The sequence below is a fragment of the Stagnihabitans tardus genome (assembly GCF_009925085.1).
GTDB lineage: Bacteria > Pseudomonadota > Alphaproteobacteria > Rhodobacterales > Rhodobacteraceae > Stagnihabitans > Stagnihabitans tardus.
Genome location: NZ_JAABNR010000010.1, coordinates 100538 through 127361 on the forward strand (window position 1 = coordinate 100538; position 26824 = coordinate 127361).

Below are 26824 nucleotides of genomic sequence, written 5' to 3' on the forward strand. Positions count from 1 at the left end.
CCTTAGGGCAGGCGGGCCCCTCCCTGACCTCCGCGCCTGCCATTCCAAGGCCCCGCGCCAGGCCGACCTGGCGCCCGGTTGGGCGGCGAATAGCCCCCCGTCACGCCAATCCCCACCCGTTCAGGCGGCGGAAAACCCCTCCGCAGACTAATACACGATAAAAGCGCTAGAGTTTAAGTTGATTCCATGTCATCCTGCCCGCAAGGAGACCAAGATGCCCCGAATCCCTCGCCCCAGCCTGACGCTCCCCGCCCTCGCCGCCTGGGCTTCGGCGCTCTTCGCCCCCACCCTGCCGCAGTCGCGGCGCACCAGCTTCGAATGAGGTTCGCAATGACCACGACCTTGATCATCCCCGGACTCGACGGCTCGCGTGAGGGCCATTGGCAGCAATGGTGGCTGGACAGCGATTCCACGGCCCGGCCCGTGCTCTTGACCGAGCTCTACAACCCCGTCCCCCAGGCCTGGGAGGTCGAGCTCGTCTCGGCCATCCTCGACCACCCGGGCGCCATCCTGGTCGGCCACTCGCTCGGCGCCGTGCTGATCGCCCGGGTCCTGGCGCAATGGCCGCATCTGGATGTGAAGGGCGCGCTTCTCGTGGCCCCGGCAGAGGACCCCTCCCACCCGCGTGCCAAGCCCTTCACGCCCTTGCCGGAACTGTCGCTGCGTCGCCCCGCGACCGTCGTGGCCAGCCGCAACGACCCCTGGATGCGCCATGACCGCGCGCGCGAGCTGGCCCGGCATTGGCAGGCCCGCTTCGTCGATCTCGGCCGGGCCGGACATGTCAATATCGAAGCGGGTTTCGGCCCCTGGCCGCTGGGGCTTGCCCTGCGCGACGACCTGGTCGAGCGCGCCGCCCGGGGCGAGAGCAACACGCGCGCCTGGGGCGTCGAAAGCGCACTCGCGGCCCCCCTTCTCTGACGGGGGCCGCGCGCCCCTGGCCAGAGGCTTTCCGACCAAGCCCCGGGCGACAATCAAGTCGCGCCACCGTGCCGCAGCTACCCCTTGACGCAAGGGGAAACCGCTCCGCCGCGCCCCCGCAGCAGTCGGCAGGACAGGGGCTGGCCCCAAGGCGCGCCCTGCCAGTCGGCAGAGCCCCAGGGCCGCCCCGATCTTCCGCCTTACTTGCCGAGCTTGGCTTCCAGCGCCGCGATGCGCTCTTCCAGCGCGATATTCTCTTCCCGCGCCTTCTGGGCCATGGCCCGCACCGCGTCGAACTCTTCGCGCGTCACGAAATCGCGGTCGGCCATCCAGCGGTCGATGAAGCCCTTCATCGCCGTCTCTGCCTCGGAGCGTGCGCCCTGCGCCACGCCCATGGCATTGGTCATCAGCTTGCTCATGTCGTCGAAGAACTTGTTGCCGGGCTGCATCTTTGGTCTCCATCTCTTTCCCCCTATATGGCGGCAAGGGGCTGCCGGGGCAAGGGAGCCCCAGCGGATCGGCGGTTGACTTCCCTCCCGCCGCCCCGGAAAACGCAGCCAACCCGGAGGCCCGATGTCCTATATCCCCTTTCCGCCCCTTTCGCCCGAGATCTTCTCGATCGACATCGGCGGCATGACCTTTGCGCTGCGCTGGTATGCCCTGGCCTATATCGTGGGTCTCATGGCCGGGGTCTGGCTGATCCGTCGCGCCCTGCGGAGCGCGCGGCTCTGGGACGCGGTGCCCATGACCGAGGACCAGCTCGACCGACTGCTGACCTGGGTCATCGCGGGCGTGCTGATCGGTGGGCGGCTCGGCTATGTGCTCTTCTACCAGCCCGCCCATTTCGCCGCCCATCCCGAGCTCATCATCCGGGTCTGGGAGGGCGGCATGTCCTTCCACGGCGGCTTCCTCGGCGTGACGATTGCGGGCCTGATCTTCGCCTGGCGCGAGAAGATCCCTGCGCTGACGGTGGGCGATCTCTTCGCCATGGTCGCCCCCATCGGCCTTTTCCTGGGCCGCCTGTCCAACTTCATCAATGCCGAGCTCTGGGGACGGCCCACGACCATGCCCTGGGGCGTGGCCTTCCCGGGGGACGAGGCCCAGCTCTGCCCCGGCGTGGTCGGCATCTGCGCCCGCCATCCCTCGCAACTCTACGAGGCCGCGCTCGAGGGACTGCTGCTCGGCGCCATCGTCCTCTGGGCCGCATGGCGTGGCGACTGGCTCCGCCGCCCAGGGCGCATCATGGGGACCTTCATCGCGGGCTATGGCATCGCGCGCTTCGTGGTCGAATTCTTCCGCCAGCCCGATGTGCAATTCATCACCGAGGGCAATCCCCTGGGCCTCGCCTGGCAGGTCGGCGGCTATGGCCTGACCCAGGGCCAGGCCCTCTCTTTGCCGATGATCGCCGCCGGGCTCTGGTTCTTCGCCCGGGCCCGCCACGTCCAGGGCTCCAAGTGACGGAGCTGGCCGAGATCCTGGCCGCCCGCATCCGGGCCGAAGGGCCCTTGCGGCTTTCCGACTACATGGCCGAATGCCTGCTGCACCCCACTCATGGCTATTACACCACCAGGCCGCCCTTCGGCGCCGAGGGCGATTTCATCACCGCCCCGGAAATCTCCCAGATGTTCGGCGAGCTCCTGGGCCTCTGCCTCGCGCAATCCTGGCTCGACCAGGGGGCCCCATCGCCCTTTACGCTCGCCGAAATCGGCCCGGGCCGAGGCACGCTGATGGCCGATATCCTGCGCGCCACCCGGGGCGTGCCGGGCTTTCACGCCGCCATGCGCCTGCGCCTGGTCGAGGCCTCGCCCCGCCTGCGCGCGCTTCAGGCCCAGGCGCTGAAGGGCTATGCGCCCGAGTGGTGCGAGATCGAGGCGCTTGAGGGGCCCCTCTTCCTGGTCGCCAACGAGTTCTTCGACGCCCTGCCGATCCGCCAGTTCCTGCGCACGGGCCCCGCCTGGCGCGAGCGCATGGTCGGGCTGGTCGAGGGCCGCCTGACCCTTGGCCTCGGCCCCGTCCTGCCGGTTCCGGAGCTCTCCCACCGCCTTGCCGACACGACCGACGGCCAGATCGTCGAGCTCTGCCCCCAGGCCCCCGGCATCCTCGCCCAGATCACCCCGCGCCTCGGCCTGGCGCTGATCCTCGACTACGGCGGCTGGCAGAGCCGAGGCGACACCTTCCAGGCCCTGCGCGCCCATAAACCCACCGACCCTTTCGCGGCGCCCGGAGAGGCCGATCTGACCGCCCATGTCGATTTCGCCGCCCTCGCCCAGGCCGCCCCCTGCGCCCATGCCTATACGACTCAAGGCGCGCTTCTGACCGCGCTTGGCATCGGCGCCCGCTCCGAAAGGCTGGCCCGCAACATGACCGGAGCCGCCCTGCAAAACCACCTCGCCGCCACGCAGCGCTTGACCGCGCCCTCGGAAATGGGGACGCTGTTCAAGGCGCTGGCCCTCTTTCCGGCCGGCGCCCCCCAGCCACCCGGGTTCCCCGATGCTTGAAATCCTGACCTCCGACGACATCACCGCGCGCCATGGTTTCTTCACCCGCAAGGGCGGGGCCTCCTCGGGGATATTCGCCGGGCTGAACTGCGGGCCGGGCTCCTCCGACATGGCCCAGGCCGTCGCCGTCAACCGCGCCCGCGTGGCCGAGGCCATGGGGCTGGCCTCCGAGGCGCTGGTCAGCCTGAACCAGACCCATTCCGCCGATGTCGTGACCCTGACCGCGCCGCCCCAGGGCCGCGTCTCGGCCGATGGCATGGTGACCGCGACCCCCGGGATCGGCCTTGGCATCCTGACCGCCGATTGCCAGCCGGTCCTGTTCTCCGACCCGAAAGCGGGCGTGATCGGCGCCGCCCATGCCGGTTGGCGCGGCACCCGCGATGGCGTGCTCGAGGCGACGCTCTCCGCCATGCAGGCCCTTGGCGCCCGGCTTCAGGATATCTCGGTCGTCATCGGCCCGACCATCAGCCAGGCCGCCTACGAGGTCGGGCCGGAGTTCTTCGAGACCTTCACCGACGACGACCGCGCCGCCGCGCGCTATTTCATCAACGGCAAGGGCGACCGGATGCTCTTCGACCTGCCGGGCTATGCCCTGGGGCGGCTGAGGGCTTCGGGCGTGGGTCAAGCCGCCTGGATCGGCCATTGCACCTATCGCGACCCAGAGCGATTCTACTCCTATCGCCGCACGACGCATCAGAAAGAGGCCGATTACGGCCGCCTGATCTCGGTCATCCGGCTTTAGATTCGGTCCAGGCCCCGGGGGAGCCCGCCGCCGCTTGGCCCGCGATCCCCTTCCCGGCCAGCATTTGCCGCAAGTTTGCCACAAACCCGCGCGGTCCCGGCCGCGCGGGTTACGCTTTGTTAAGCAATTTCAGGCGATTGTTCAGGGGAAAGCCAAACTCCCGCCCCATCGTTTCCGCCACGGAAATAATCGCAAACTGTCGTTTCGCCGCCCAAGACATGCCCCAAACGGGGGGCAGATTGTCTCCATGGTCGAAACGAAGAAAGGAACCTGAGATGAAAAAGGAACGCCGCTGGCTCAAGTCCGCCATCGCTGCCGCCAATGAGCCCCAGGTTGCGCTTCCCTGGGCCCGTGGCTCTCGTCGCCGCCCGGCCTCGATGATGCCCGCCGTTTCGCAACCCGCGCCGACGCCGGTTTCCCAACCGCAGGCTGTCGCCGCCCGCTGAATTTCCCCGGGGGTCCTCCCCCCGGGTCCTGCCGCAAGGCCTTGCCAGAGACTTTGCGGATCTCCTCCCTGTTGCTTCCCTCGTGCTTTTGCCTGCTGTGAGAGCATGTCCTTGGGGTCGGTTCGCCGACCCCATTTTTTTTGGCTTCAAGGGTTTGACGCCCAGGGCAGGGCTCCGCACCGCCAAGCCGCCCTTGGGCCTTTGGCTCCAAGGAAAACACCCAAGCCCCGGACTTGGCCTTTTCCGACCTCCGCCCCCGGCGATTCGCAGCTCCTTTGGCCCGATTCGCACCGATTGTGGCGGGATTGATCCCGGACGTTAACCAATAACCCCTGGCTAACCACCTTGTGGAAAACACGGACCCCAATGCGCCGCAGTTTTTGACAAGCTGCCCAGATTGCGCCAAATTCCGTCTTGTTGGATCCCACCGCGACAGGTGAGGGTGAAGGGGTAAGACCTGCAAAGGCGCCTCATCCTTGCTGCGGCCGTTACAAACGGAATGGGAAGGTTTCGGGGCGGTTTCCGTGGTCCTCTGCCACATGAAGGAAGCCGCCCTTTCCTTTTGCCGCAGCCGATCCGAAGTTCCGACCTTGGACCCGCTCCCCGCGCCCCGGGATGCCCCCGCCCAAGCGCCGCCGGACTTTTCTCCCCCGGGACTTTCTTTTGATCAAATTCCTTGCCATAACGGGGCATATTCCCAAGCCCCGGATGACCCCATGACCCTGATTGCCGGTATCGACCCCGCCCGACTGGAGGCTCTGCGCAGCCGTGAGGCCGCCCGTTTCGTGGCGGCGCATCCGAAATCGGCGGCGGCCCTGGCGCGCGGGGCGGGGAACTACCTGGACGGCGTGCCGCTGCATTGGATGAAGGACTGGCCGATGCCGCATCTGCCGGTGGTCGAAAGCGCCAAGGGGGCGCGGATCACCGATATCGACGGCCATACGATCCATGACTTCTGCCTGGGCGACACGGGGTCGATGTTCGGCCATTCTCCGCCCCCCGTGGCCCGCGCGATCAAGGCCCAGGCGGGCAGGGGGCTGACCTACATGCTGCCCTCCGAGGCCGCGCTGGAGGCCGGGCGGCTGCTGACCGCGACCTTCGGCGCCTTTGAATGGCAGATTGCGACGACCGCGACCGATGCCAACCGCTTTGCTCTGCGGGTGGCGCGGGCGGTGACGGGGCGGCCCAAGGTCCTGGTCTTTCACGGCTGCTATCACGGCACGGTGGATGACGCGATGGTCTGCCTTGAGAATGGCGTGACGGTCAACCGCCCCGGGCTTCTGGGCCAGGTGGCGGACCTCACCCAACTGGCCGTGGCGGCGGAGTTCAACGACCTGGCTTCCGTCGAGGCCGCGCTCAAGGCCGGAGATGTCGCCGCCATCCTGACCGAGCCGGTGATGACCAACTCCTGCATGGTCCTGCCCGCGCCGGGCTTCCATGAGGGGTTGCGGGCGCTGGCCACCCAGTATGGCGCGCTCTTGATCATCGACGAGACGCATACGATCTCCTCCGGCCATGGCGGCTATACGCGGGTGCATGGGCTCCAGCCCGATATCTTCGTCGTCGGCAAATGCGTGGCGGGGGGGATACCGACCTCGGTCTGGGGGCTGAACGCCGCCACCGCCGCGCGTTACCACAAGGCCAATGCGGCCCGCGCCTCGGGTCATTCCGGCATGGGGACGACGCTTTCGGCCAATCCGATGCAATTCGCCTGCCTGGAGGCGACCTTGTCCCAGGTCATGACGCCTGGGGCCTATGCCCATATGGAAAGCCTGGCCGAGACCCTGCAACAGGGCCTCTCCAAGGCCATCGCCCAGCACAATCTCCCCTGGCACGCGATCCGCGTCGGCGCCCGGGTGGAGTTCATCTGCGCCCCCGGACCCCTGAAGAACGGGACCGAGGCGGCGCTGGCCCATGTCCATGCCGTCGAAAGCGCCGTCCATGTCGCGCTCTTGAATCGCGGCTGCCTGATTGCGCCCTTCCACAACATGATGCTGATCTCGCCCGCCACGCGCGCCCCCCAGGTCCGCGCGCTGATCCGGGCCTTTGAAGAGGTGCTGGAGGCGCTGACATGAGAGCTGACCCTTCCGAGGCCCAGGCCTTCCTGGACGCAAATCCCCAGATCGAGGCCTTTGACCTCGTCCTGATCGACGCCAATGGCATCGCGCGCGGCAAGATCATCCGGCGGCACGAGCTGACGGGCGTCTATACCTCGGGCCGCCACCTGCCGATCTCGATCCTGGGGCTGGATGTGCTGGGTGAAGATGTCGACGAGACCGGCCTCGTCTGGGACCAGGGCGATGCCGACCGCCGCGCCTGGCCTTTGCCCGGCGGCTTGAAGGCGCTGCATGGGACCAACCGGGGCGAGGTCCAGGTCTCGCTTTACGAGCTGGACGGCGCGCCGATGACCAGCGATCCCCGGCATGCCCTGGCGGCCCAGGTCCAGGCCCTGGCCGCCGATGGCCTGCGGGCCAGTGGCGCTTTCGAGCTGGAGTTCTTCCTTCTGGAGCCCGAGCTTGGCCCCGATGGCAAGGTCGTGGCGGCGCGGGATGTGCTGGATGGCCGCACGGGGCGGCGGACCGATGTCTATTCGGTCGATGCCCTGCACGGCATGCTGCCCTTCCTCGACGACGTTTACGCAGCGGCCCGCCTGGCCGATCTTCCCGCCGAGACGGCGATTTCCGAATATGCCCCCGGCCAATTCGAACTGACCCTGCATTACCGCGACGACGTGCTCCAGGCGGCCGATGACCTGTGCCGGCTCAAGCGCATCGTCAGGGCGGCGGCGCGCAAACATGGGCGGCTCGCCTGTTTCATGGCCAAGCCGCATGAAGACCGTGCGGGCTCGGGGATGCATTTCCATGTCTCCCTGTGGGACGGCAAAAGGAACATCTTCGTCGAAGAGGTCGAGGGCGAGTGGAACGCAGCCCTGCGCCATGCCATCGGCGGGCTGGCCGCGACGATGGGCGAGGCCATGCTGGTCTTTGCCCCCCATGCCAATTCCTGGCGCCGCTTCGTCGGCAATTCCTATGCGCCGGTGAAGCCGACCTGGGGGGTGAACAACCGCTCGGTCGCCTTGCGCATTCCGGCGGGGGCCAAGGCGGGGCGGCGGATCGAACATCGGCCCTCGGGCGTCGATGCGAACCCCTATCTTGTGGCCACGGCCGTGCTTGCGGGGATCCGCAAGGGCCTGGCCGAGGGCATCGATCCAGGGCCCGAGACCACCGGCAACGGCTATGCCGAAAGCCCGGATGCGCCCGCCCTGCCGCGCGATTGGCGCGAGGCGATCGACATGGCAAGGGGCAGCACCTTTTTGAAGGAGGCCTTGGGCGAGGGGATGCACCGCACCTTCCTGGCCGTCATCGGGGCGGAATATGCCAGGGTGGCGCGCGAGGTCTCGGAGCTGGACCTCAAGCTTTACTTGCAGACCGTCTGAGCGCTGCGGCGATCAGGGCGGGGACGCGGGGGTCCAATCCCAGGGGCGGCAGGCAAAGCCCCTGGAAGCCCGCTTCTTGCAGGGCTTCGGGCAGGTCATCGGTGACATGGCCTCCCTCTGCCGCGAAGAAGGGCAGGCAGAGCGCGCCTGGGCCAAAGCCCTGGGCGCTGGCGATGAAGGGCGCTTCCTCGATGAAATAGGCCTCCGCCCGGGTGAAGCCTGCGGCGCACAGGCGGGCGGCGAGGCTTTCCGCCACCTCAGCAGGCGCGCGGGATCGGCCGGAGCCATGGGCTGCGATCAGCACGGGCGTGGTGGCGGGGCTTTGGCCGAGGCGCGCGGCGGCCTCGGTCGCCAGGGTCACTGCGAGGTCCTGGACCTCCTCAGCCAGACCGAAAGGGGCCAGGTGCTGCCAGTCCGCCCCGACCTCGGCCATGCGGCGGGGCAGTTCGGTCTTGGTGAACCAGCCGCCTGCCATGAACATCGGATAGACATAACCGGGTTCTGGATCCACCGCCCGGGCCAGCGCTCCGGGCAGGGCCAGGGTGGCGAAGCGGATGTCCCAGCCGGGCAGGTGACCCGCGACCTGGCAGGCAAGCTCTCCCAGTGCCGCCTGGGCGGGTTCGGGGTCCGAGGGCTGGCCATGGGCGACGAGGAGCGCTTTCATGTCAGGCAGATAGGGGACGGGGCGAGGGGGTCAAGGCGTGACCGGATAGGGCCAGGGCGCCTGGGAGAAGGTGCCGCCGTCGACGTAAAGCGTCTGGCCCGTGACGAAGGCCGCGGCCTCCGAGATGAAGAAGAGCATCGGCCCCACGAGGTCTTGCGGCGTGCCGATGCGGCGGAGGGGGGTGATGGGCGACCAGGTGGCGGCGTAGTCGCCGGATTCGGAGGCCGTGCGCTCGGTCGCGATGGCGCCGGGGGCGATGCAGTTGACGCGGATGCCGTGTGGCCCGAGTTCACTGGCGGCGACCTTGGTGAATTGCTCGATCCCGCCCTTGGAAGCGGTGTAATCGACAAGCCGCGGGAAGGCGTGCTTGTTGCAGCCAGAGCCGAGCGTGATGATCGAACCGCCATGGCCTGCGGCGATCATGGCTTTCGCCGCCGCTTGGGTGTTCAGGAAAGTCCCGCGCAGGTTCGTCGCCATGACGCGGTCCCATTGGTCGGCGCCCAGGTCCAGAAGCGAGGACCAGGTCTGGATGCCCGCGTTGCAGATCATCACCCGGGGGGCCTCTCCGGCCCAGTCAACTGCCTTGGCGTGGAAATCCGCGACCTGGGCGGGGTCTCCGGCGTCGGAATGCAGCGCAAGGCCGCCCACTTCGGCGGCGAGGTCAGTGGCCGCGTCCAGGTGGGTGAAGGCGACCTTGTAGCCCGCGCTCGCCAGTCCTTTGACGAGGTGGCTTCCGATGGCCGAGGTTCCGGCAGTGACGAGGGCAAGCATGGGGGTCTCCTTTCGCCGCAGGGTAGCTTTTGACGCCTGCGGGGGGAAGGGGGCGCTGCCCCCGGCCTGCGGCCTCCCCCGGGATATTTGGGCCAAGTGTGAAAGGGGGAAGGAAGAAAGGGAGTATTTGAGCCAAATTGAAAGCAGGGGGCCGGGGGCGGCAAGGGAGTATTTGGGCAAGCATGAAAGGGGCTTGAGTTCGGACGCCTGGCCGTCAGGATGGGGCCAAAGGAGAGCCCCATGACCCCAGTTGCTGACCGTCGTCCCCTGTATCCCTCGATCCCGGCTGGCCGCGAGGGGCGGCTGCGGGTGAGCGCCTTGCACGAGATTCGCTGGGAGGAGAGCGGCAATCCCTTGGGCAAGCCTGTGGTCGTGCTGCATGGGGGGCCGGGGTCGGGCGTGTCGGACTTCATCCGGCGCGGGCATGATCCGGCGCGCTATCGCATCATCTCTTTCGATCAGCGGGGCTGTGGCGGCTCGACGCCCTTTGCGGAGTTGGAGGGCAATACGACCTGGGACCTGGTGGCCGATATGGAGAAGTTGCGGGTCCACCTGGGGGTGGAGCGCTGGCAGGTGGTGGGGGGGTCGTGGGGGTCCACCCTGGCGCTGGTCTACGCGATCAGCCATCCTTCGCGGGTCACGGAGTTGGTCCTGCGCGGCATCTTCATGCTGCGGCAGGAGGAGGTGGACTGGTTCTATGAATGGGGCGGGGCGTCCTTCCTGTTTCCCGAGGCCTTTGCGGATTACGCGGCGGGGGTGAGCGGGCGCGGGTCGCTGGTGGCGGAATACCACCGGGTCCTGACCGGGCCCGACACGCCCGAGCGGCGCCGGGCCGCCATGGCCTGGACGCTGTGGGAGGCGCGGACGATTTCGCTCTTGCCCGACCCCAAGCGCGAGGCGGCCTGGGAGGATGACCGTTTCGCCCTGGCCTTCGCGCGGATCGAGAATCACTACTTCATGCATCGGGGCTTCTTCGACCGCGACGACTGGATCCTGGCCCATGCCGACCGGCTGAAGGACATCCCCGGGGTCATCATCCATGGCCGCTATGACGCCTGCACGCCGGTCAAGAACGCCGTCGATCTGGCTGCGGCCTGGCCCGAGGCGCGGTTGGTGATCATCGACGACGCGGGCCATACCGGGGTCGAACCCGGGATTGCCGATGCCATGGTGCGCGCCACCGATGCATTTGCCTGAAGAACGGGCAGGGCGCTCGCCGGGGGCAAAGGTTCTGTTGACATCTGCGTGAAGAAGTTGCCCAATCGGTCAGGAACCAAAGACGGGACTCATCCCGCGAAGATAAAATTCCAACGATGACAGGGAGTTGCTGATGACCTTTCTTCCTCTTGCCCGCAAGGCTGGGGCTGCTGCCCTCGCAGGGCTGCTGCTGACCGCGGCGCCGACCGCGCTTTTCGCGGAGACGCCTGCCGATACGCTCGTGGTGGCCTCGGCCATCGACGATATCGTGTCCCTGGACCCGGCCGAGGCCTATGAGTTCTCGGGCCTCGACATGGTCAACAACGTCTATGACGGGCTGGTGGAAATCAACCCGGTGACGCTGGAGCTGGAGCCGGGCCTGGCCGAAAGCTGGTCGGTGGCCGATGATGGCGTGACCTATACGTTCAAGATGAAGTCGGGCGTCACCTTTGCCTCGGGCAATCCGGTGACGGCGGATTCTGCCGCCTGGTCGCTGCAACGCGCGGTCAAGCTGAACAAGACCCCGGCCTTCATCCTGAACCAGTTCGGCTGGACGGCGGAGAATGTCGACAGCATGATCACCGCCTCGGGCGATGTGCTGACGATCAAGGTCGACAAGCCCTTCGCGCCGACCTTCCTCTACAACTGCCTGACCGCTGGCGTGGCCTCGATCGTCGATGCCGAGACGGTCAAGACCCATGACGTCGCGGGCGACATGGGCAACGAATGGCTGAAGTCGAACTCGGCCGGGACCGGGGCTTATGTCCTGGCCTCCTTCAAGCCCAACGAGGGCATGGTCCTGACCGCGCGTCCGGGCTACTGGCGCGGCGATGCCAAGATCGCCAATGTCTTCATCCAGCATATCCCCGAAGCCGCGACCGAGCGTCTGCAGCTGGAAAAGGGTGACATCGACGTGGCGCGCAGCCTGACGCCGACCGATGTCGAGGGCATGGCGGGCAATGCCGATGTCAAGATCCAGTCCGACGTGGGCGGCCAAGTCTACTACATGGCCTTCAACCAGAAGAACGAGAACTACAAGAACGCCAAGTTCCTCGATGCGATGCGCTGGGCCATCGACTACCAGGGCATGGCCGACACGATCATGAAGGGCGCGGTCATCCCGCACCAGGCCTTCCTGCCCAAGGGCTATCTCGGCGCGCTGGACGACCTGCCCTATAGCCTCGACCTGGAAAAGGCCAAGGCGCTTCTGGCGGAATCGGGGATCGAAAACCCGACGATCAAGCTCTCGGTCCGCAACTCGGCCGACCGGATCGACGTTGCGACCTCGATCCAGAACACCTTCGGCCAGGCGGGCATCAAGGTCGAGCTCGACGTGGGTGAGGGTGCCGATCAGCTGAAGGCCTACCGCGCCCGGACCCATGATGCGACGCTGCAGACCTGGGGCCCGGATTATCCTGATCCGAACACCAACTCCTCGACCTTCGCGGAAAACCCCGACAACTCGGACGAGGCCAACAACACGGGCTACCTGGCCTGGCGCAACGCCTATGACCCGGGCGAGATGACCGCCATGAGCCAGGCCGCCGTGATGGAGCGTGATCCCGCCAAGCGCGTCGAGATGTATGCCGAGATCCAGAAGAAGCACCGCGAGACCTCGCCCTTCATCCTGATGTTCCAGCAGGCGCGTCAGACCGGCCTGCGGGCCGGGGTCGAAGGCTTCTATACCGGTGGCGCGGTGGATGCCGCCGCCTACTGGCTGGCCACGAAGTAAAGGCATGGCGCCGTGGGGATGACCCACGGCGCCTTTCCCATGACCCCTTTCCTGAAGCAAACGGGCAAGACCCTGTTTTCGCTGGCCCTGACCTTTCTGGGCCTGCTGATCGTCACATTCATCATCGCCCGCGTGGTCCCGGTCGATCCGGTCACCGCCATCCTGGGCGAGCGCGCGACGGGCGAACAGATCGCCGAGATGCGGGCCAAGCTCGGCCTCGATGACCCGATCTGGAAGCAGTTCGGCATCTATCTCTGGGATGTGATTCATTTCGACCTCGGCACCTCGATCCGCACCCGCGAGCCGGTGCTGGAGGAGGTCGGCCGCTATTTCCCCGCCACCCTGGAATTGTCCACCCTCGCCACGATCTTCGGCGTCCTCTTCGGTGTCCCGGCGGGCGTGCTGGGCGCGACGCGGCCCGGGTCGGTCTTTGACCAGTTCACCAGGCTTTTCGGGTTGATCGGCTATTCGGTCCCCGTCTTTTGGCTGAGCCTCATCGGGCTTCTCTTGTTCTACGGCCAGTTGGGCTGGGTCGGCGGGCCGGGGCGGCTCGATAGCATGTATGACATGATGTATGACATGAAGGTCCCCGCCGTCACCCATATGATCCTGATCGACACGGCGCTGGCCGGAGAGTGGGACATGTGGAGGAACGCGGTGTCCCACATCATCCTGCCTGCGGGGATCCTCGCCTGGCTCTCGATGGCCTATATCTCGCGCATGACGCGGTCCTTCATGATGAATGAGATGGGGCAGGAATATATCACCACCGCCCGCGTCAAGGGCATGCCCGAGGGCCGCGTCATCTGGGTCCATGGGCTGCGCAACACGATGGTGCCGCTGATCACCGTGATTGCGCTCTCCTACGCCTATCTCCTGGAGGGCGCCGTCCTGACCGAGACGATCTTCGCCTGGCCGGGCCTTGGCCGCTACATCACCGACGCGCTCTTGATCGGCGACATGCCTGCCGTTCTGGGCGGCACCATCGTCGTGGGCGCCGTCTATATCGGGCTGAACATGCTCTCTGACATCCTGTACCGCCTGGCAGATCCGAGGGCCCGATGACCTGGAACGAATGGCTCCTTGACCCCAACCCCAAGTCCCGCGCCCAGTCCCGCGCGGGGCAGGCCTGGCTGCAATGGTTGCGCTTTCGGCGCAATCACCTGGCCATGGCGGGGCTTTTCATCACGCTCGCCCTGGTCCTGGCCGCGATCTTCGCGCCCTGGATCGCGCCGCATGACCCTATCGCGCAGTCTCTGGCCGACCGCTTGCAGCCGCCCCTGACCCCGGGCCACCTGATGGGCACGGATGATTTCGGCCGCGATATCCTCAGCCGCATCCTCTACGGCAGCCGCATCACGCTTTACATCGTGGGCCTGGTGATCCTGACCGCCCCCGTGGCTGGCCTGATCATCGGCACGGTGGCGGGCTATTTCGGCGGCTGGGTCGATGCGGTGCTCATGCGGATCACCGACATCTTCCTCGCCTTCCCCAAGCTGATCCTGGCGCTCGCCCTCGTCGCCGTCCTCGGCAAGGGGATGGAGAATGCCGTCCTCGCCATCGCCCTGACCTCCTGGCCGCCCTATGCAAGGGTCGCAAGGGCCGAGACCCTGACCGTCCGAAACTCCGACTACATCGCCGCCGTGAGGCTGCAAGGCGCGGGCGCCACGCGGATCATCTGGGGCCATGTCATGCCGATGTGCCTGCCCTCGGTGATTATCCGAGTCACCTTGGACATGGCAGGCATCATCCTGACCGCCGCGGGCCTGGGCTTCCTCGGCCTTGGCGTGCAGCCGCCGGACCCGGAATGGGGCGTCATGATCTCCGCCGGCCGCAAGTTCCTGTTCGAGCAATGGTGGGTCGCCACCATGCCCGGCCTTGCGATCTTCCTGGTCTCATTGGGCTTCAACCTGATGGGAGACGGCCTCCGCGACGTCCTCGACCCCAAGGGGGCGCGATGACCCTGCTGTCCGTCGAAAACCTGCGGGTGACCTTCGACACCGAGACCGGCCCGGTCCAGGCCGTGCGCGGCGTGTCATTCTCCCTGGGCCGTGAGCGGCTGGGGATCGTCGGCGAAAGCGGCTCTGGCAAGACCATGACGGGCCGCTCGGTCCTGCGCCTGATCCGCCCCCCGGGCCGGATCGAGGCCGATGCGATGGTCTTCGACGGCCAGGACCTGATGCGCCTGCCCGAGCCGCAGATGCGCGCCCTCCGCGGGCGGCGGATCGCCATGGTCATGCAGGACCCCAAATTCTCCCTGAACCCGGTGATGAAAGTGGGCGCGCAGCTGACCGAGGGGCTCCGCCAACGCGACCGCATGTCGGCGAAGGAAGCCCGCACCAAGGCCCTCGCCGCCCTCGAGGCCGTCCAAATCCGCGACCCCGAGCGCGTCATGGAAGCCTGGCCGCATGAGCTTTCCGGCGGCATGGGTCAGCGCGTGATGATCGCGATGATGCTGATCCCCGAGCCCGACCTGCTGATCGCCGACGAACCCACCTCGGCCCTCGATGTCACCGTCCAGGCCGAGGTCCTGTCCATCCTCGACAACCTGGTCAAGACCCGTGGCATGGGGCTGATCTTCATCTCCCACGACCTGCGCCTCGTCTCACGCTTCTGCGACCGGGTGCTGGTCATGTACAAGGGCCGCGTGGTCGAGGAGCTCGCCGCCCGCGACCTGATGCAGGCCCGGCACCCCTATACGCAAGGGTTGCTGAACTGCCTGCCCAGGATCGGAGGGCCCCGCACCCCCCTCCCCGCCCTGGACCGCTCTGCCGCATGGGCGAAAGAATGATCGAGATCGACAACCTCTCCGTTACCTTCCAAGCCTCCGGCCGCGTGGTTCGCGCGGTGGAAAACGTCTCCCTCTCCGTCGCCGAGCAAGAGAGCTTCGGTCTGGTCGGAGAATCCGGCTCCGGCAAATCGACCATCCTGCGGGCCATCTGCGGCCTCGCCCCCATCTCTGGCGGCTCCATCAAGATCGATGGCAAGCCCGTGACGCCGCAAACCAAGGCATTCGCCCGCCAGGTCCAGATGGTCTTCCAGGACCCCTATGCCTCGCTCCACCCCCGCCACACGATCGACAGCGTGCTGTCCGAGCCGCTTGCGATCCACGGGATCAAGAACACCGACACCCGCATCGAACAGGCCCTGACCGATGTGGGCCTTCCCCCCGCCTTCCGCTTCCGCTTCCCCCACCAGCTCTCGGGCGGTCAACGTCAGCGCGTCGCCATCGCCCGCGCCCTGATGCTGGAGCCGCGCATCCTCCTCCTCGACGAGCCCACCTCGGCATTGGACGCCTCGGTCCAGGCCGAGACCCTGAACCTCCTGACCCGCCTCCGCGAAACCCGGGGCCTCACCTTCCTCATGGTCTCCCATGACCTCGCCGTCATCGACCACATGTGCGACCGCATCCTCGTCATGCAGCACGGAAAAGCGGTCGAGACCCTGACCCGCGAGGCCCTGGCCGCCGCCGAGATGACCACCGACTACGCCCGCGCCCTCTTCACCGCCTCGGCCGACCGGATGCTGGCGTGACCCCTCTGGACACTCAAATTCATCTTTTCATAAATATCCCGCAGGGGTCCGGGGACGCGAAGTCCCCGGCGCTATCAAGGAGAGCCCATGTTTCCGGTTTTCGACGGCCATAACGACATCCTCCTGCGGCTCTACAACGCCCCCGAAAAGCGGGAAGCAATCTGGCTGACGGGGGAGGGCAAGGGACATCTCGACCTGCCCCGGATGAAGAAGGGCGGCTTCGCGGGCGGCTTCTTCGCCATCTATATCCCCTCGCCGCATGACGACGACGGCATCGACTATCAGCAGTTGATGGAGAACCCGCCCTTCCTCCTGCCGCTCCCCGCCCTCATCCCGGCCTCCGAGGCGCTGCCGGTGGCCTGGGCCATGGCCAACCACTTCCTCTGGATGGAGCGCGCCAGTGCCGGCGCCTTCAAGCTGGTGCGGAGCGTGGCCGAGATCCGCGCCAATATGGCGCAGGGAGTGATCTCGGGCATTCTGCACATGGAGGGCGCCGAGGCCATCGGCCCCGACCTCGACGCGCTGCATGCGTTCCACGCCATGGGCCTGCGCTCGCTGGGCCCGGTCTGGTCGCGGCCCACGGTCTTTGGCCATGGCGTGCCCTTTGCCTTCCCCTCGACCCCCGACACGGGTGCGGGCTTGACCGAGGCGGGCAAGCGCCTGGTCCGCGAATGCAATGCGCTGAAGATCATGGTCGACCTGAGCCATATCAACGAAAAGGGCTTCGACGATGTGGCGGCGATCTCGGATGCGCCGCTCGTCGCCACCCATTCCAACGCCCATGCGGTGACCCAGTCGTCCCGCAACCTGACCGACCGCCAGCTTGCGGTGATCGCCGAGAGCGGCGGCATGGTGGGGCTGAACTACGCCACCTCTTTCCTGCGCCGCGATGGCAAGCAATCGGCCGATATGGACTGGACCGATGTGCTGGCCCACCTGGACCATCTGCTTGCGAAGCTGGGCGAGGATCACGTGGGCCTCGGGAGCGATTTCGACGGCGCGACCATCCCGCAGGGGATCGGCGACGTGACGGGTCAGCCCGCGCTGCAACAGGCCATGCTGGACCATGGTTATGGCGAAGCGCTGGTGAAAAAGATCAGCTCCGAGAACTGGTTGCGGCTTCTGGAGCGGACCTGGGGGGCGTGAGGGCGTCGAGGTTCCCGCCTGCGCGGGAACAGCGCGGCGCTGCGGTCAGTCGGTCACCCGGGCCTCGACCGAGATGCGATCCAGCTCGACCCCTTCGCGGGTCAGGGTGACCGTGCCACGATAGTCTCCTGGCGCCGCGTCGATCTTGCGGCCCTGCGCGCGGAAGGCCCGGGCCTGGGGTTTTTCCAGAACGGCCTCGCCTTGATACACTGCACCTTCGGGACCCTGCAGGTCAAAGGTCAGCACATCGCCCGGCCTTGCGCCAAAGACCTCGCCCCAGATCACCAGGGCCCCGGCATGGGCCCTGGGCCCGGGCAGGGCGCCCGCCTTGACCGCTTCGTAATCGGGGATCGCGTCGGCAATGCCCGCCTGGACCAGACCCGCAGGGACATAGGGCAGGGGATCGGCCCAAAGCGCCTCGGCCGGGCCGCAGGTCGCGGCCTGGGAGAAGGGATCGATGGGTTTCCCGCCCCGGCGGAGGGTCAGGTGCAGATGCGGGAAATCGGCATTGCCCGACTGCCCGATGAGGCCGAGCGGAGTTCCCGTCTCGACGACCTGGCCCTTTTGCACCAGGACCGACCCCTCGCGCAGGTGGCAATATTGCTCTTGGCCCAGGGCGCTTTCGATCAGCACGCCATTGCCGCAATCCTGGCCCTCGGGGAAGGGGGCGGCGTCGGGGACCCCGTCGCGGATGCCCTTGACGACGCCGGGCAGGGCGGCGGTCACGGTGACGCCCCGGGCCATCTCCGCCCGGTTGGCGATGGCGATATCGGTGCCGTCGTGGCCGTCGTAAGAGAGGCTGCCGCAGCCGTAATCCTGCACCCCGGCTCCCGGATCGCGGTCGACATAATGCTGGATGAAGCAGGTCTCGCCCAGGGTGCAATCGACCGGAAAGGCCAGCGCCTCGGCCTGGGCAAGGCCGGGCAGGGCGCCCCAGGTCACCAACGCAAAGGCGCCCCCGCGCAGGCGGGGGCCTCTTGCGGCGCAGAAAAAGGCCCCCGCTTTCACGAGGGCCCCAATCCTGCTCATTCCGCCGTCAACAAGGGCGGCTTCTGACCGGTCAGGCGGGGCTTGCCCGGCTCTTCATAAGTCAGGTGGATCATGTCGTCCTTGACGCCGACATGGACCAGGCCACCCTTGGTGAGCTTGCCGAAGAGCAGCTCCTCGGCCAGCGGCTTCTTGATATGCTCCTGGATCACGCGGCCGAGCGGTCGCGCGCCCATCTTGTCGTCATAGCCCTTGTCGCCCAGCCAATCGGCGGCTGCGGGCGAAAGGTCGATATGGACGCCACGGTCCAGAAGCTGCGCCTCCAGCTGCATGACGAACTTCTCGACGACCGAGCGGATGATTTCCTTGCCAAGCGCGCGGAAGGAGATGACGGCGTCCAGGCGGTTGCGGAACTCGGGCGTGAAGATGCGCTCGATGGCGGCGGTGTCTTCGCCCTGGCGCTTTTCGCGGCCGAAACCGATGGCGGCCTTCTGCATGTCGGACGCGCCCGCATTGGTCGTCAGGATCAGGACGACGTTGCGGAAATCGACCTGGCGGCCGTTGTGATCGGTCAGCTTGCCGTGGTCCATCACCTGCAGAAGGATGTTGTAGACATCCGGGTGCGCCTTTTCGATCTCGTCGAGCAGAAGCACGCAGTGCGGGTGCTGATCGACGCCATCGGTCAGCATGCCGCCCTGGTCAAAGCCGACATAGCCCGGAGGGGCGCCGATCAGACGCGAGACCGCATGCTTCTCCATATACTCCGACATGTCGAAGCGCAGGAGTTCGACGCCCAGAATCGAGGCCAGTTGCTTGGCGACTTCCGTCTTGCCGACACCGGTCGGGCCCGCAAAGAGATAGTTGCCGATGGGCTTTTCAGGCTCGCGCAGGCCGGCCCGCGCCAGTTTGATCGCGGAGGACAGGGCCTCGATCGCACTGTCCTGGCCGAAGACCACGCGCTTGAGGTTCTTTTCCAGGTCGCGCAGCACTTCCGCATCGTCTTTCGACACCGACTTCGGGGGGATGCGGGCGATCTTGGCGACGACGGCCTCGATTTCCTTTTGACCGATGGTCTTGCGACGCTTCGACTCCGACAGCAGGTGCTGCGCCGCCCCCGCCTCGTCGATCACGTCGATCGCCTTGTCGGGCAGCTTGCGGTCGTGGATGTAGCGCGCGGACAGTTCCACCGCCGCCTTGATGGCGTCATGGGTATAGCGCAGGTCGTGGTGCTCTTCGAAATAGGGCTTCAGACCCATCAGGATCTTGACCGAATCCTCGACCGAGGGCTCGTTCACGTCGATCTTCTGGAACCGGCGGGAGAGCGCCCGGTCCTTTTCGAAGTGCTGGCGGAACTCTTTATACGTGGTCGAGCCCATGCAGCGCAGCTTGCCGCCCTGCAAGGCGGGCTTCAGGAGGTTCGAGGCATCCATCGCCCCGCCAGAGGTCGCGCCCGCGCCGATCACGGTATGGATCTCATCGATGAAGAGGATGGCATCGGGATGCTCCTCCATCTCCTTGACCACGGCCTTCAGACGCTCTTCGAAGTCGCCGCGATAGCGGGTGCCCGCCAGAAGCGCGCCCATATCCAGCGAGAAAATGGTCGCCCCGGCCAGGATCTCCGGCGTCTGGCCGTCGATGATCTTCTTGGCCAGGCCTTCCGCGATGGCGGTCTTGCCCACGCCGGGGTCACCCACCAGCAGGGGATTGTTCTTGCGCCGGCGGCAGAGGACCTGGATCGCGCGTTCCACCTCGGCCTCGCGGCCGATCAGAGGGTCAACGTCGCCCTTCAAAGCCTTGTCGTTCAGGTCGACGCAATATTTCGACAGCGCCGATTCCTTCTCCGCCCCGGCCTCGGCCTTGGGCGTCTCGTGATGCGGTTCCTCGGCGCCGGTCACCGGGCGCGCCTCGCCGAAGGAGGGGTTCTTCGCCACGCCATGGGCGATGAAATTGACCGCGTCATAGCGGGTCATGTCCTGCTCTTGCAGGAAGTAGGCGGCATTCGACTCGCGTTCGGCGAAGATCGCGACCAGGACATTGGCCCCGGTCACCTCGGTCCGGCCCGAGGACTGCACATGGATCGCCGCGCGCTGGATGACGCGCTGGAAGGCGGCAGTGGGAACGGCCTCTGACCCTTCGACATCCGTCACAAGGGTCGAGAGGTCGTCATCGATGAATTCGGTCAGCGTCTTGCGCAGCGCGTCCAGATCGACCGAGCAGGCCTTCATCACGCGGGAGGCGTCGGGTTCGTCGATCAAGGCCAGCAGGAGATGCTCCAGCGTGGCGAGTTCGTGGCGGCGGGCATTGGCCAGAGCCAGCGCGCCATGGATGGCCTGTTCTAGGGTCGTCGAGAATGTCGGCACCGTTTCGTGCTCCTGTCCTGCAGGTCGTCAGGCTGGGGCGGGCATCGCCCCGGGCCTGTCTTCGACCGTGGCCTCATACTCTTAAGGATCGGTTTTTAGCGCGCCACTTCAAGTGCTATTTCTGGGGAAAACTGCCGGAAGGCCCGATGGGTCACAAAATGTGATGATGACCGCCCCCCCGCGGCCTAGAACTTGTCCTTCCGCGCGCGAATTTCGGCAAAGGCCTCGACGTCGGAGGTCTTCCCGATTGCGGCTTTCAACAGGGGCGCGCGCAGGAAAGGGTTGGTCGCCTTCTCCAGCGCCAGGGTCGAGGGCACGGTGGGCTCGGCCATGGCATTGGCGCGGGCGGTGGCCGCGATCCGGGCGGCAAGCGCCGTGTTGTCGGGGTCCACCGTCGCTGCAAAGCGCAGGTTGGAGGCGGTGTATTCATGGCCCGAACAGATCAGCGTGTCATCGGGCAGGGCGGCCAGCTTTTGCAGGCTCTCCCACATCACGGCCGGAGAGCCTTCAAACAGCCGCCCGCAGCCGCCTGCCATCAGGCTGTCGGCGGTAAAGCACATCCCCGGGAAGGAAAAGGCGATATGTCCCATCGTATGGCCCGAAACGTCCAGGACCACGCCCTCGACACCGCCGATGGTCACCCGGTCGCCCTCGGCCAGCGCGCGGTCAAGGCGGGGCAGGCGGGCAGAGTCGGCCCGCGCGCCCAGAACCATGGCCCCCGTCGCCTCGACCAGCGCTGCCACGCCCTGGACATGGTCGGCATGGTGATGGGTCAGAAGGATCATCCCCAGCTTCCAGCCGCGCTCTTGCAGGGCCTCGATCACTGGAATGGCGTCGGGCACATCGATGCAGGCGCATTGGCCCGTCTCGGGATCGCGGATCAGGAAGGCGTAATTGTCCTTGAGACAGGGGATCGTGACGAGGTCGAGCATGGGCATTCCACCGGCAATGAGACTGTGCCACTGTGACCGCGAAAGGACCGGGGGACAATGCATCTCGATGTCGTCGATCTGCGCAACTTTTACTACCGCACGGCCCTGGGTCGCGTGGCGCAAAGGGGCATCCGCGAGCGCGTGACCGAACTTTGGCCGCCCCTGCCGGGCCAGACCGTGGCGGGCTATGGCTTTGCCGTGCCGCTGTTGCGCCCCTACCTGGCCGAGGCGCGGCGGGTGATCGGGCTCATGCCGGGGCCGCAGGGGGTCATGCCCTGGCCCTTTGGCGAGGCCAATGTCTCGGTCCTGTGCGAGGATGGCGCCTGGCCCTTGGCCACCGGCTTTGTCGACCGGCTGATCGTGATGCATGGGCTGGAGACCTCGGACGACCCGGCCCTGGTGCTGGAAGAGGCGCATCGGGTGATCGGCCCCGGGGGGCGGGTGCTCTTCATCGTGCCCAACCGCATGGGGCTCTGGTCGCGCGGCGACGGCACGCCCTTTGGCCATGGCCGTCCCTATTCCATCGGCCAGATGGAGGCCGAGCTGAAGCGCCACGGTTTCACCCCCGAACGCGCCATGACGGCGCTCTTCTCGCCGCCCTCGGTCTCGCGCTTCTGGCTGCGGACCTCGAACTTCTGGGAGTGGATGGGGCGGCGCGCGCCCTGGCTGGCGGGGGGGGTCCTGATGGTCGAGGCCTCCAAGCAGGTTTTCCAGCCGACGCGGGGGGGAATCGGGGCCATCGTGCGCCGCCCGCTGAGGGCGCTGGAGGGGCTTCCGGCGCCCGCCCCGGTGCCGCGCCGGGGGGCGGAAACCGAGGCTTTGCCGCATCACGAGGGCGTTACGGGGGCGTGACGCGCGGCCCTTTCGCATCTGCGGCAAAAGACCCTTACCGAAGCCTTACTTCACGCGGGATTCTTGGTTGCGGGGTGGCAGTCGCTCTGCTATGCACCCCCCAACTTTGACAAGACGCAGACAATAGTGTGCGCCAACGGTGGCACATGGTCGCAAGCCCATGTGTCCAGACAGCGGAAGGGTTGACGTGTCCGAAACAGCATCCATCTCGCTCAGCATCGCCGGGCGCTATGCCCAGGCTCTGTTCGAACTGGCCAAGGAAGAGGGCGCGCTGACAGCCCTTGAGGCCGACGCCAACGCCCTGGGCGTGGTCCTTGCCGAAAGCCCCGAGCTGAACGGCGTGATCCATTCTCCGGTCATCGGTCGTGATGAGCAAACCGCCGCGCTGAACGCCGTGGCCGCTGCCATGGGGCTGCATGCGCTGACCCGGCAGACCATCGCCCTGATGGCGCAAAAGCGCCGACTTTTCGTCCTGCCGCAACTGGTCTCCGACCTCAAGGCGCGGATTTCGACCGAGAAGGGCGAAGTGACTGCCGAAGTGACCTCTGCCGTGGCCCTGTCGCCCGCGCAGGCCGAGGCGCTGACCGCCGCCATCAAGGCCAAGACCGGCCGCGATGTGAAACTGAATGCTGCCGTCGATGGGTCTCTCATCGGTGGCCTCGTCGTCAAGCTGGGCTCGACCATGGTCGACACCTCGATCAAGGCCAAGCTCGCCGCACTCCAGAATGCAATGAAAGAGGTTGGGTAATGGGAATCCAGGCTGCTGAGATCTCTGCGATCCTGAAGGCGCAGATCAAGAACTTCGGTCAGGATGCCGAAGTTGCCGAAGTGGGTCGCGTTCTGTCCGTCGGTGACGGCATCGCCCGCGTTCACGGGCTGGACAATGTCCAGGCCGGTGAAATGGTGGAATTCCCCGGCGGTATCCGCGGCATGGCGCTGAACCTCGAAGTCGACAACGTCGGCGTCGTGATCTTCGGCTCCGACCAGGACATCAAGGAAGGCGACACCGTCAAGCGCACCAAGTCCATCGTGGACGTGCCCGCCGGTGACGGCCTCTTGGGCCGCGTCGTGGACGCCCTTGGCAACCCGATCGACGGCAAGGGCCCCATCGTCGCCTCCGAGCGCCGCGTGGCCGACGTCAAGGCCCCGGGGATCATCCCCCGCCAGTCCGTGCACGAGCCCATGGCCACCGGCCTCAAGGCCGTTGACGCCATGATCCCGATCGGCCGTGGCCAGCGCGAGCTGATCATCGGCGACCGTCAGACCGGCAAGACCGCCGTGGCGCTCGACGCGATCCTGAACCAGAAGTCCTATAACGACGCCGCTGGCTCGGACGAATCCAAGAAGCTTTATTGCATCTATGTCGCCATCGGGCAAAAGCGCTCGACCGTGGCGCAGCTGGTGAAGAAGCTGGAAGAGACCGGCGCGATGGCTTACACCGTCGTCGTGGCCGCGACCGCTTCGGACCCCGCTCCGATGCAGTTCCTGGCCCCCTTCGCCGCCACCGCCATGGGCGAATACTTCCGCGACAATGGCCGTCACGCCCTGATGATCTACGATGACCTGTCCAAGCAGGCCGTGGCTTACCGTCAGATGTCGCTCCTGCTGCGCCGCCCGCCGGGCCGCGAAGCCTATCCGGGCGACGTCTTCTATCTGCACTCGCGCCTGCTGGAGCGTTCGGCCAAGCTGAATGCCGACTTCGGTTCGGGCTCGCTGACGGCTCTGCCGGTCATCGAAACCCAGGGCGGCGACATCTCGGCCTTCATTCCGACGAACGTGATCTCGATCACCGACGGCCAGATCTTCCTGGAATCGGAACTCTTCTACCAGGGCATCCGTCCCGCCGTGAACACCGGTCTGTCGGTGTCCCGCGTGGGCTCCTCGGCCCAGACCAACTCGATGAAGACCGTGGCCGGTCCGGTGAAACTGTCGCTCGCCCAGTATCGCGAGATGGCGGCCTTCGCCCAGTTCGGCTCTGACCTCGACGCCTCGACCCAGGCTCTCCTGAACCGTGGCGCCCGTCTGACCGAGCTGATGAAGCAGCCGCAATACTCGCCGCTGACCAACGCGGAAATCGTCTGCGTGATCTATGCGGGCACCGCGGGCTTCCTCGACAAGGTCGGTGTGAAGGACGTCGGTCGCTTCGAAGCGGGCCTCCTGAATTACCTGCGCACCACGCGCAAGGACATCCTGGAGTGGCTGACCTCGTCCGACCCGAAGATCAAGGGCGCCGACGAAGCGAAGCTGAAGGAAGCCATCGCCGCGTTCGCCAAAGACTTCGCTTGATCCTGAAAGGACAGGGACATGCCCAGCCTTAAGGACCTAAAAAACCGTATCGGAAGCGTGAAGAACACGCGGAAGATCACCAAGGCCATGCAGATGGTCGCCGCGGCCAAGCTGCGGCGCGCCCAGGACTCCGCCGAAGCCGCCCGGCCCTATGCCGATCGGATGAACGCGGTCATGGGCGCTCTGGCCGCTTCGGTCGGGACGGGTGACGGGGCTCCGAAGCTCCTCGCCGGTTCGGGCGCGGACAAGGTGCATCTCCTGGTCGTCATGACCTCCGAGCGCGGCCTTTGCGGCGGCTTCAACACCACGATCGTCCGGCTTGCCCGGGCCAAGGTCGCGGAGTTGCTGGCTGCCGGCAAGACGGTGAAGATCCTCACCGTCGGCAAGAAGGGCCGCGAGCAGATGAAGCGCGACTATGGCCAATACTATGTTGGCCATGTCGACCTGACGGCCGTGAAGCGCGTGGGCTATGCCGACGCCCTGGGCATCGCCCGGGACGTCATCGCCCGGTTCGAACATGGCGAGGCCGATGTGGTCACGCTGTTCTACAACCGCTTCCAATCGGTGATCAGCCAGATCCCGACGGCTCAACAGGTGATCCCTGCGGTCTTCGAAGGGGCGGAAACCACCGCCTCCTACGACTACGAACCCGGCGAAGAGGCCATCCTGGCCGACCTTCTGCCGCGCAACGTGGCGACCCAGGTCTTTACCGCGCTCCTTGAAAACGCCGCCTCCGAACAGGGCGCGCGGATGTCCGCCATGGACAACGCGACCCGCAACGCAGGCGACATGATCAACAAGCTGACGGTTGTGTACAACCGCTCGCGTCAGGCTGCGATCACCAAGGAACTCATCGAAATCATTTCGGGCGCCGAGGCGCTCTGATAACCGGAGACACGAAATATGGCTCAAGGTAAGGTCACTCAGGTCATCGGCGCCGTCGTGGACGTGCAGTTCGATGGCGCCCTTCCCGCAATTCTGAACGCGGTGAACACCGACAACAACGGCAAGAAGCTGGTGATGGAAGTCGCCCAGCATCTTGGCGAGAACACCGTGCGCTGCATCGCCATGGACGCGACCGAAGGTCTCGTGCGCGGCGCCGTGGTCGTGGACACCGGCGCCCCGATCACCGTTCCGGTGGGCGACGCGACGCTGGGCCGCATCCTGAACGTCATCGGCGAGCCGGTGGACGAAAAGGGCCCGGTTGACGGCACGCTGACCCGCGCCATCCACCAAAAGGCCCCGGACTTCGCGGCGCAGGCCACCGAGTCTCTGGTTCTGGAAACCGGGATCAAGGTCATCGACCTCCTGGCTCCCTATGCCAAGGGCGGCAAGATCGGCCTCTTCGGCGGCGCGGGCGTGGGCAAGACGGTTCTGATCATGGAACTGATCAACAACATCGCCAAGGTGCACTCGGGTTACTCCGTGTTCGCCGGCGTGGGTGAGCGGACCCGTGAAGGGAACGACCTCTACCACGAAATGATCGAATCGGGCGTTATCAAGATCGACGACCTGGCGGCCTCGAAAGTGGCGCTGGTCTATGGTCAGATGAACGAGCCGCCGGGCGCCCGTGCCCGCGTCGCCCTGACCGGTCTGACGCTGGCCGAGCAGTTCCGCGACCAGTCCGGCACCGACGTTCTGTTCTTCGTGGACAACATCTTCCGCTTTACCCAGGCCGGTTCGGAAGTGTCGGCTCTTCTGGGCCGTATCCCCTCCGCCGTGGGCTATCAGCCGACGCTGGCCACCGACATGGGCGCCCTGCAGGAGCGCATCACCTCGACGAAGAATGGCTCGATCACCTCGGTGCAGGCCATCTACGTTCCGGCCGACGACTTGACCGACCCCGCGCCGGCCACCTCGTTCGCCCACCTCGACGCCACGACCGTTCTGTCGCGTGCGATCTCGGAGCTTGGCATCTACCCGGCCGTGGACCCGCTGGACTCGTCCTCGCGTCTTCTGGACCCGGCCGTGATCGGGCAAGAGCACTATGACGTGGCCCGTTCGGTGCAGGGCATCCTGCAACGCTACAAGTCGCTGCAAGACATCATCGCCATCCTCGGGATGGACGAACTGTCGGAAGAGGACAAGCTGACCGTGGCCCGCGCCCGGAAGATCCAGCGCTTCCTCTCGCAGCCCTTCGACGTGGCGAAGGTCTTCACCGGTTCGGACGGCGTCCAGGTGCCGCTGGCCGTCACCATCGCCTCCTTCAAGGCGGTTGTGGCTGGCGAATATGACCACCTCCCCGAAGCGGCCTTCTACATGGTCGGCGGCATCGAGGAAGTGAAGGCCAAGGCCGCCAAACTGGCCGCAGCGGCCGCCTGAC

25 protein-coding genes are annotated in these 26824 nt (G+C 66.4%); 19 read left to right on the plus strand and 6 right to left on the minus strand.

Going from position 1 to position 26824, the window contains the following annotated elements:
* The first annotated feature begins 330 nt into the window (after positions 1-330).
* Positions 331-918 (plus strand): RBBP9/YdeN family alpha/beta hydrolase, encoded by a 588-nt coding sequence (locus tag GV832_RS11960; protein WP_168775104.1) that lies wholly within the window; start codon positions 331-333, stop codon positions 916-918.
* A gap of 200 nt (positions 919-1118) precedes the next feature.
* On the opposite strand, the gene GV832_RS11965 is transcribed toward GV832_RS11960, so the two are convergent.
* Positions 1119-1367, minus strand: a complete 249-nt coding sequence (locus GV832_RS11965; protein ID WP_168775105.1) for an accessory factor UbiK family protein — start codon at positions 1365-1367, stop codon at positions 1119-1121.
* 124 nt (positions 1368-1491) lie between these two features.
* Between GV832_RS11965 and lgt the strand changes: the two genes are divergently transcribed.
* The 6 genes from lgt (at position 1492) to GV832_RS11995 (ending at position 8040) form a co-directional block, all read left to right on the plus strand.
* Positions 1492-2376, plus strand: a complete 885-nt coding sequence (gene lgt / locus GV832_RS11970) for a prolipoprotein diacylglyceryl transferase (RefSeq protein ID WP_168775106.1) — start codon at positions 1492-1494, stop codon at positions 2374-2376.
* Positions 2373-3416, plus strand: coding sequence for a class I SAM-dependent methyltransferase (locus tag GV832_RS11975; protein WP_168775107.1), 1044 nt, complete (start codon positions 2373-2375; stop codon positions 3414-3416). Before lgt ends, GV832_RS11975 begins: the two co-directional genes overlap by 4 nt.
* The gene (pgeF, locus tag GV832_RS11980; protein WP_168775108.1) at positions 3409-4158 is read left to right on the plus strand and encodes a peptidoglycan editing factor PgeF; all 750 of its coding nucleotides are present in this window, start codon (positions 3409-3411) and stop codon (positions 4156-4158) included. Before GV832_RS11975 ends, pgeF begins: the two co-directional genes overlap by 8 nt.
* Before the next feature lie 275 nt (positions 4159-4433).
* Positions 4434-4604, plus strand: a complete 171-nt coding sequence (locus tag GV832_RS11985; RefSeq protein WP_168775109.1) for a hypothetical protein — start codon at positions 4434-4436, stop codon at positions 4602-4604.
* A gap of 716 nt (positions 4605-5320) precedes the next feature.
* Positions 5321-6679, plus strand: a complete 1359-nt coding sequence (locus GV832_RS11990) for an aspartate aminotransferase family protein (RefSeq protein ID WP_168775110.1) — start codon at positions 5321-5323, stop codon at positions 6677-6679.
* Positions 6676-8040 carry a glutamine synthetase family protein gene (locus GV832_RS11995; RefSeq protein ID WP_168775111.1) on the plus strand — a complete coding sequence of 455 codons (1365 nt, stop codon included), beginning with the start codon at positions 6676-6678 and terminating at the stop codon, positions 8038-8040. Before GV832_RS11990 ends, GV832_RS11995 begins: the two co-directional genes overlap by 4 nt.
* On the opposite strand, the gene GV832_RS12000 is transcribed toward GV832_RS11995, so the two are convergent.
* Both GV832_RS12000 and GV832_RS12005 read right to left on the minus strand, forming a co-directional pair.
* Positions 8015-8704 (minus strand): CbiX/SirB N-terminal domain-containing protein, encoded by a 690-nt coding sequence (locus tag GV832_RS12000; protein ID WP_168775112.1) that lies wholly within the window; start codon positions 8702-8704, stop codon positions 8015-8017. The genes GV832_RS11995 and GV832_RS12000 overlap by 26 nt on opposite strands.
* 30 nt (positions 8705-8734) lie before the next feature.
* Positions 8735-9475, minus strand: coding sequence for an SDR family NAD(P)-dependent oxidoreductase (locus GV832_RS12005; protein WP_168775113.1), 741 nt, complete (start codon positions 9473-9475; stop codon positions 8735-8737).
* 240 nt (positions 9476-9715) lie between these two features.
* Between GV832_RS12005 and pip the strand changes: the two genes are divergently transcribed.
* The 7 genes from pip (at position 9716) to GV832_RS12040 (ending at position 17084) form a co-directional block, all read left to right on the plus strand.
* Complete coding sequence (gene pip, locus GV832_RS12010; RefSeq protein WP_168775114.1) at positions 9716-10672, plus strand: prolyl aminopeptidase; 957 nt, start codon at positions 9716-9718, stop codon at positions 10670-10672.
* Positions 10673-10805: 133 nt separating this feature from the next.
* Positions 10806-12404, plus strand: a complete 1599-nt coding sequence (locus GV832_RS12015; protein WP_168775115.1) for an ABC transporter substrate-binding protein — start codon at positions 10806-10808, stop codon at positions 12402-12404.
* Between the two features lie 39 nt (positions 12405-12443).
* Positions 12444-13469, plus strand: a complete 1026-nt coding sequence (locus GV832_RS12020) for an ABC transporter permease (protein ID WP_168775116.1) — start codon at positions 12444-12446, stop codon at positions 13467-13469.
* Complete coding sequence (nikC, locus tag GV832_RS12025) at positions 13466-14365, plus strand: nickel transporter permease (protein WP_168775117.1); 900 nt, start codon at positions 13466-13468, stop codon at positions 14363-14365. The genes GV832_RS12020 and nikC overlap by 4 nt, the downstream gene beginning before the upstream one ends.
* Positions 14362-15195 carry an ABC transporter ATP-binding protein gene (locus GV832_RS12030; protein WP_168775118.1) on the plus strand — a complete coding sequence of 278 codons (834 nt, stop codon included), beginning with the start codon at positions 14362-14364 and terminating at the stop codon, positions 15193-15195. The genes nikC and GV832_RS12030 overlap by 4 nt, the downstream gene beginning before the upstream one ends.
* On the plus strand, positions 15192-15938 hold the full coding sequence (locus tag GV832_RS12035; protein ID WP_168775119.1) for an ABC transporter ATP-binding protein: 747 nt from the start codon (positions 15192-15194) through the stop codon (positions 15936-15938). Before GV832_RS12030 ends, GV832_RS12035 begins: the two co-directional genes overlap by 4 nt.
* An 87-nt stretch (positions 15939-16025) precedes the next feature.
* The gene (locus GV832_RS12040; protein WP_168775120.1) at positions 16026-17084 is read left to right on the plus strand and encodes a dipeptidase; all 1059 of its coding nucleotides are present in this window, start codon (positions 16026-16028) and stop codon (positions 17082-17084) included.
* 45 nt (positions 17085-17129) lie between these two features.
* Here GV832_RS12040 and GV832_RS12045 read toward each other — a convergent pair whose 3' ends face one another.
* From GV832_RS12045 to gloB, 3 genes are all read right to left on the minus strand, one after another.
* The gene (locus GV832_RS12045) at positions 17130-18113 is read right to left on the minus strand and encodes a M23 family metallopeptidase (protein WP_168775121.1); all 984 of its coding nucleotides are present in this window, start codon (positions 18111-18113) and stop codon (positions 17130-17132) included.
* Complete coding sequence (gene clpA, locus GV832_RS12050) at positions 18110-20431, minus strand: ATP-dependent Clp protease ATP-binding subunit ClpA (protein ID WP_168775122.1); 2322 nt, start codon at positions 20429-20431, stop codon at positions 18110-18112. Before clpA ends, GV832_RS12045 begins: the two co-directional genes overlap by 4 nt.
* A gap of 185 nt (positions 20432-20616) precedes the next feature.
* Positions 20617-21363 (minus strand): hydroxyacylglutathione hydrolase, encoded by a 747-nt coding sequence (gene gloB / locus GV832_RS12055; protein ID WP_435531758.1) that lies wholly within the window; start codon positions 21361-21363, stop codon positions 20617-20619.
* Between the two features lie 57 nt (positions 21364-21420).
* On the opposite strand from gloB, the gene GV832_RS12060 reads away from it, so the two are divergent.
* The 5 genes from GV832_RS12060 (at position 21421) to atpD (ending at position 26823) form a co-directional block, all read left to right on the plus strand.
* Positions 21421-22215 carry a class I SAM-dependent methyltransferase gene (locus tag GV832_RS12060; protein WP_168775124.1) on the plus strand — a complete coding sequence of 265 codons (795 nt, stop codon included), beginning with the start codon at positions 21421-21423 and terminating at the stop codon, positions 22213-22215.
* 187 nt (positions 22216-22402) lie between these two features.
* Positions 22403-22963 carry a F0F1 ATP synthase subunit delta gene (locus tag GV832_RS12065; protein WP_168775125.1) on the plus strand — a complete coding sequence of 187 codons (561 nt, stop codon included), beginning with the start codon at positions 22403-22405 and terminating at the stop codon, positions 22961-22963.
* Complete coding sequence (atpA, locus tag GV832_RS12070) at positions 22963-24501, plus strand: F0F1 ATP synthase subunit alpha (RefSeq protein ID WP_168775126.1); 1539 nt, start codon at positions 22963-22965, stop codon at positions 24499-24501. The genes GV832_RS12065 and atpA overlap by 1 nt, the downstream gene beginning before the upstream one ends.
* An 18-nt stretch (positions 24502-24519) precedes the next feature.
* Positions 24520-25386 (plus strand): F0F1 ATP synthase subunit gamma, encoded by an 867-nt coding sequence (locus GV832_RS12075; protein ID WP_168775127.1) that lies wholly within the window; start codon positions 24520-24522, stop codon positions 25384-25386.
* Positions 25387-25404: 18 nt separating this feature from the next.
* Entirely contained in the window at positions 25405-26823 is a 1419-nt protein-coding gene (atpD, locus tag GV832_RS12080) for a F0F1 ATP synthase subunit beta (protein ID WP_168775128.1), read from the plus strand.
* The last annotated feature ends 1 nt before the right edge of the window (position 26824 follow it).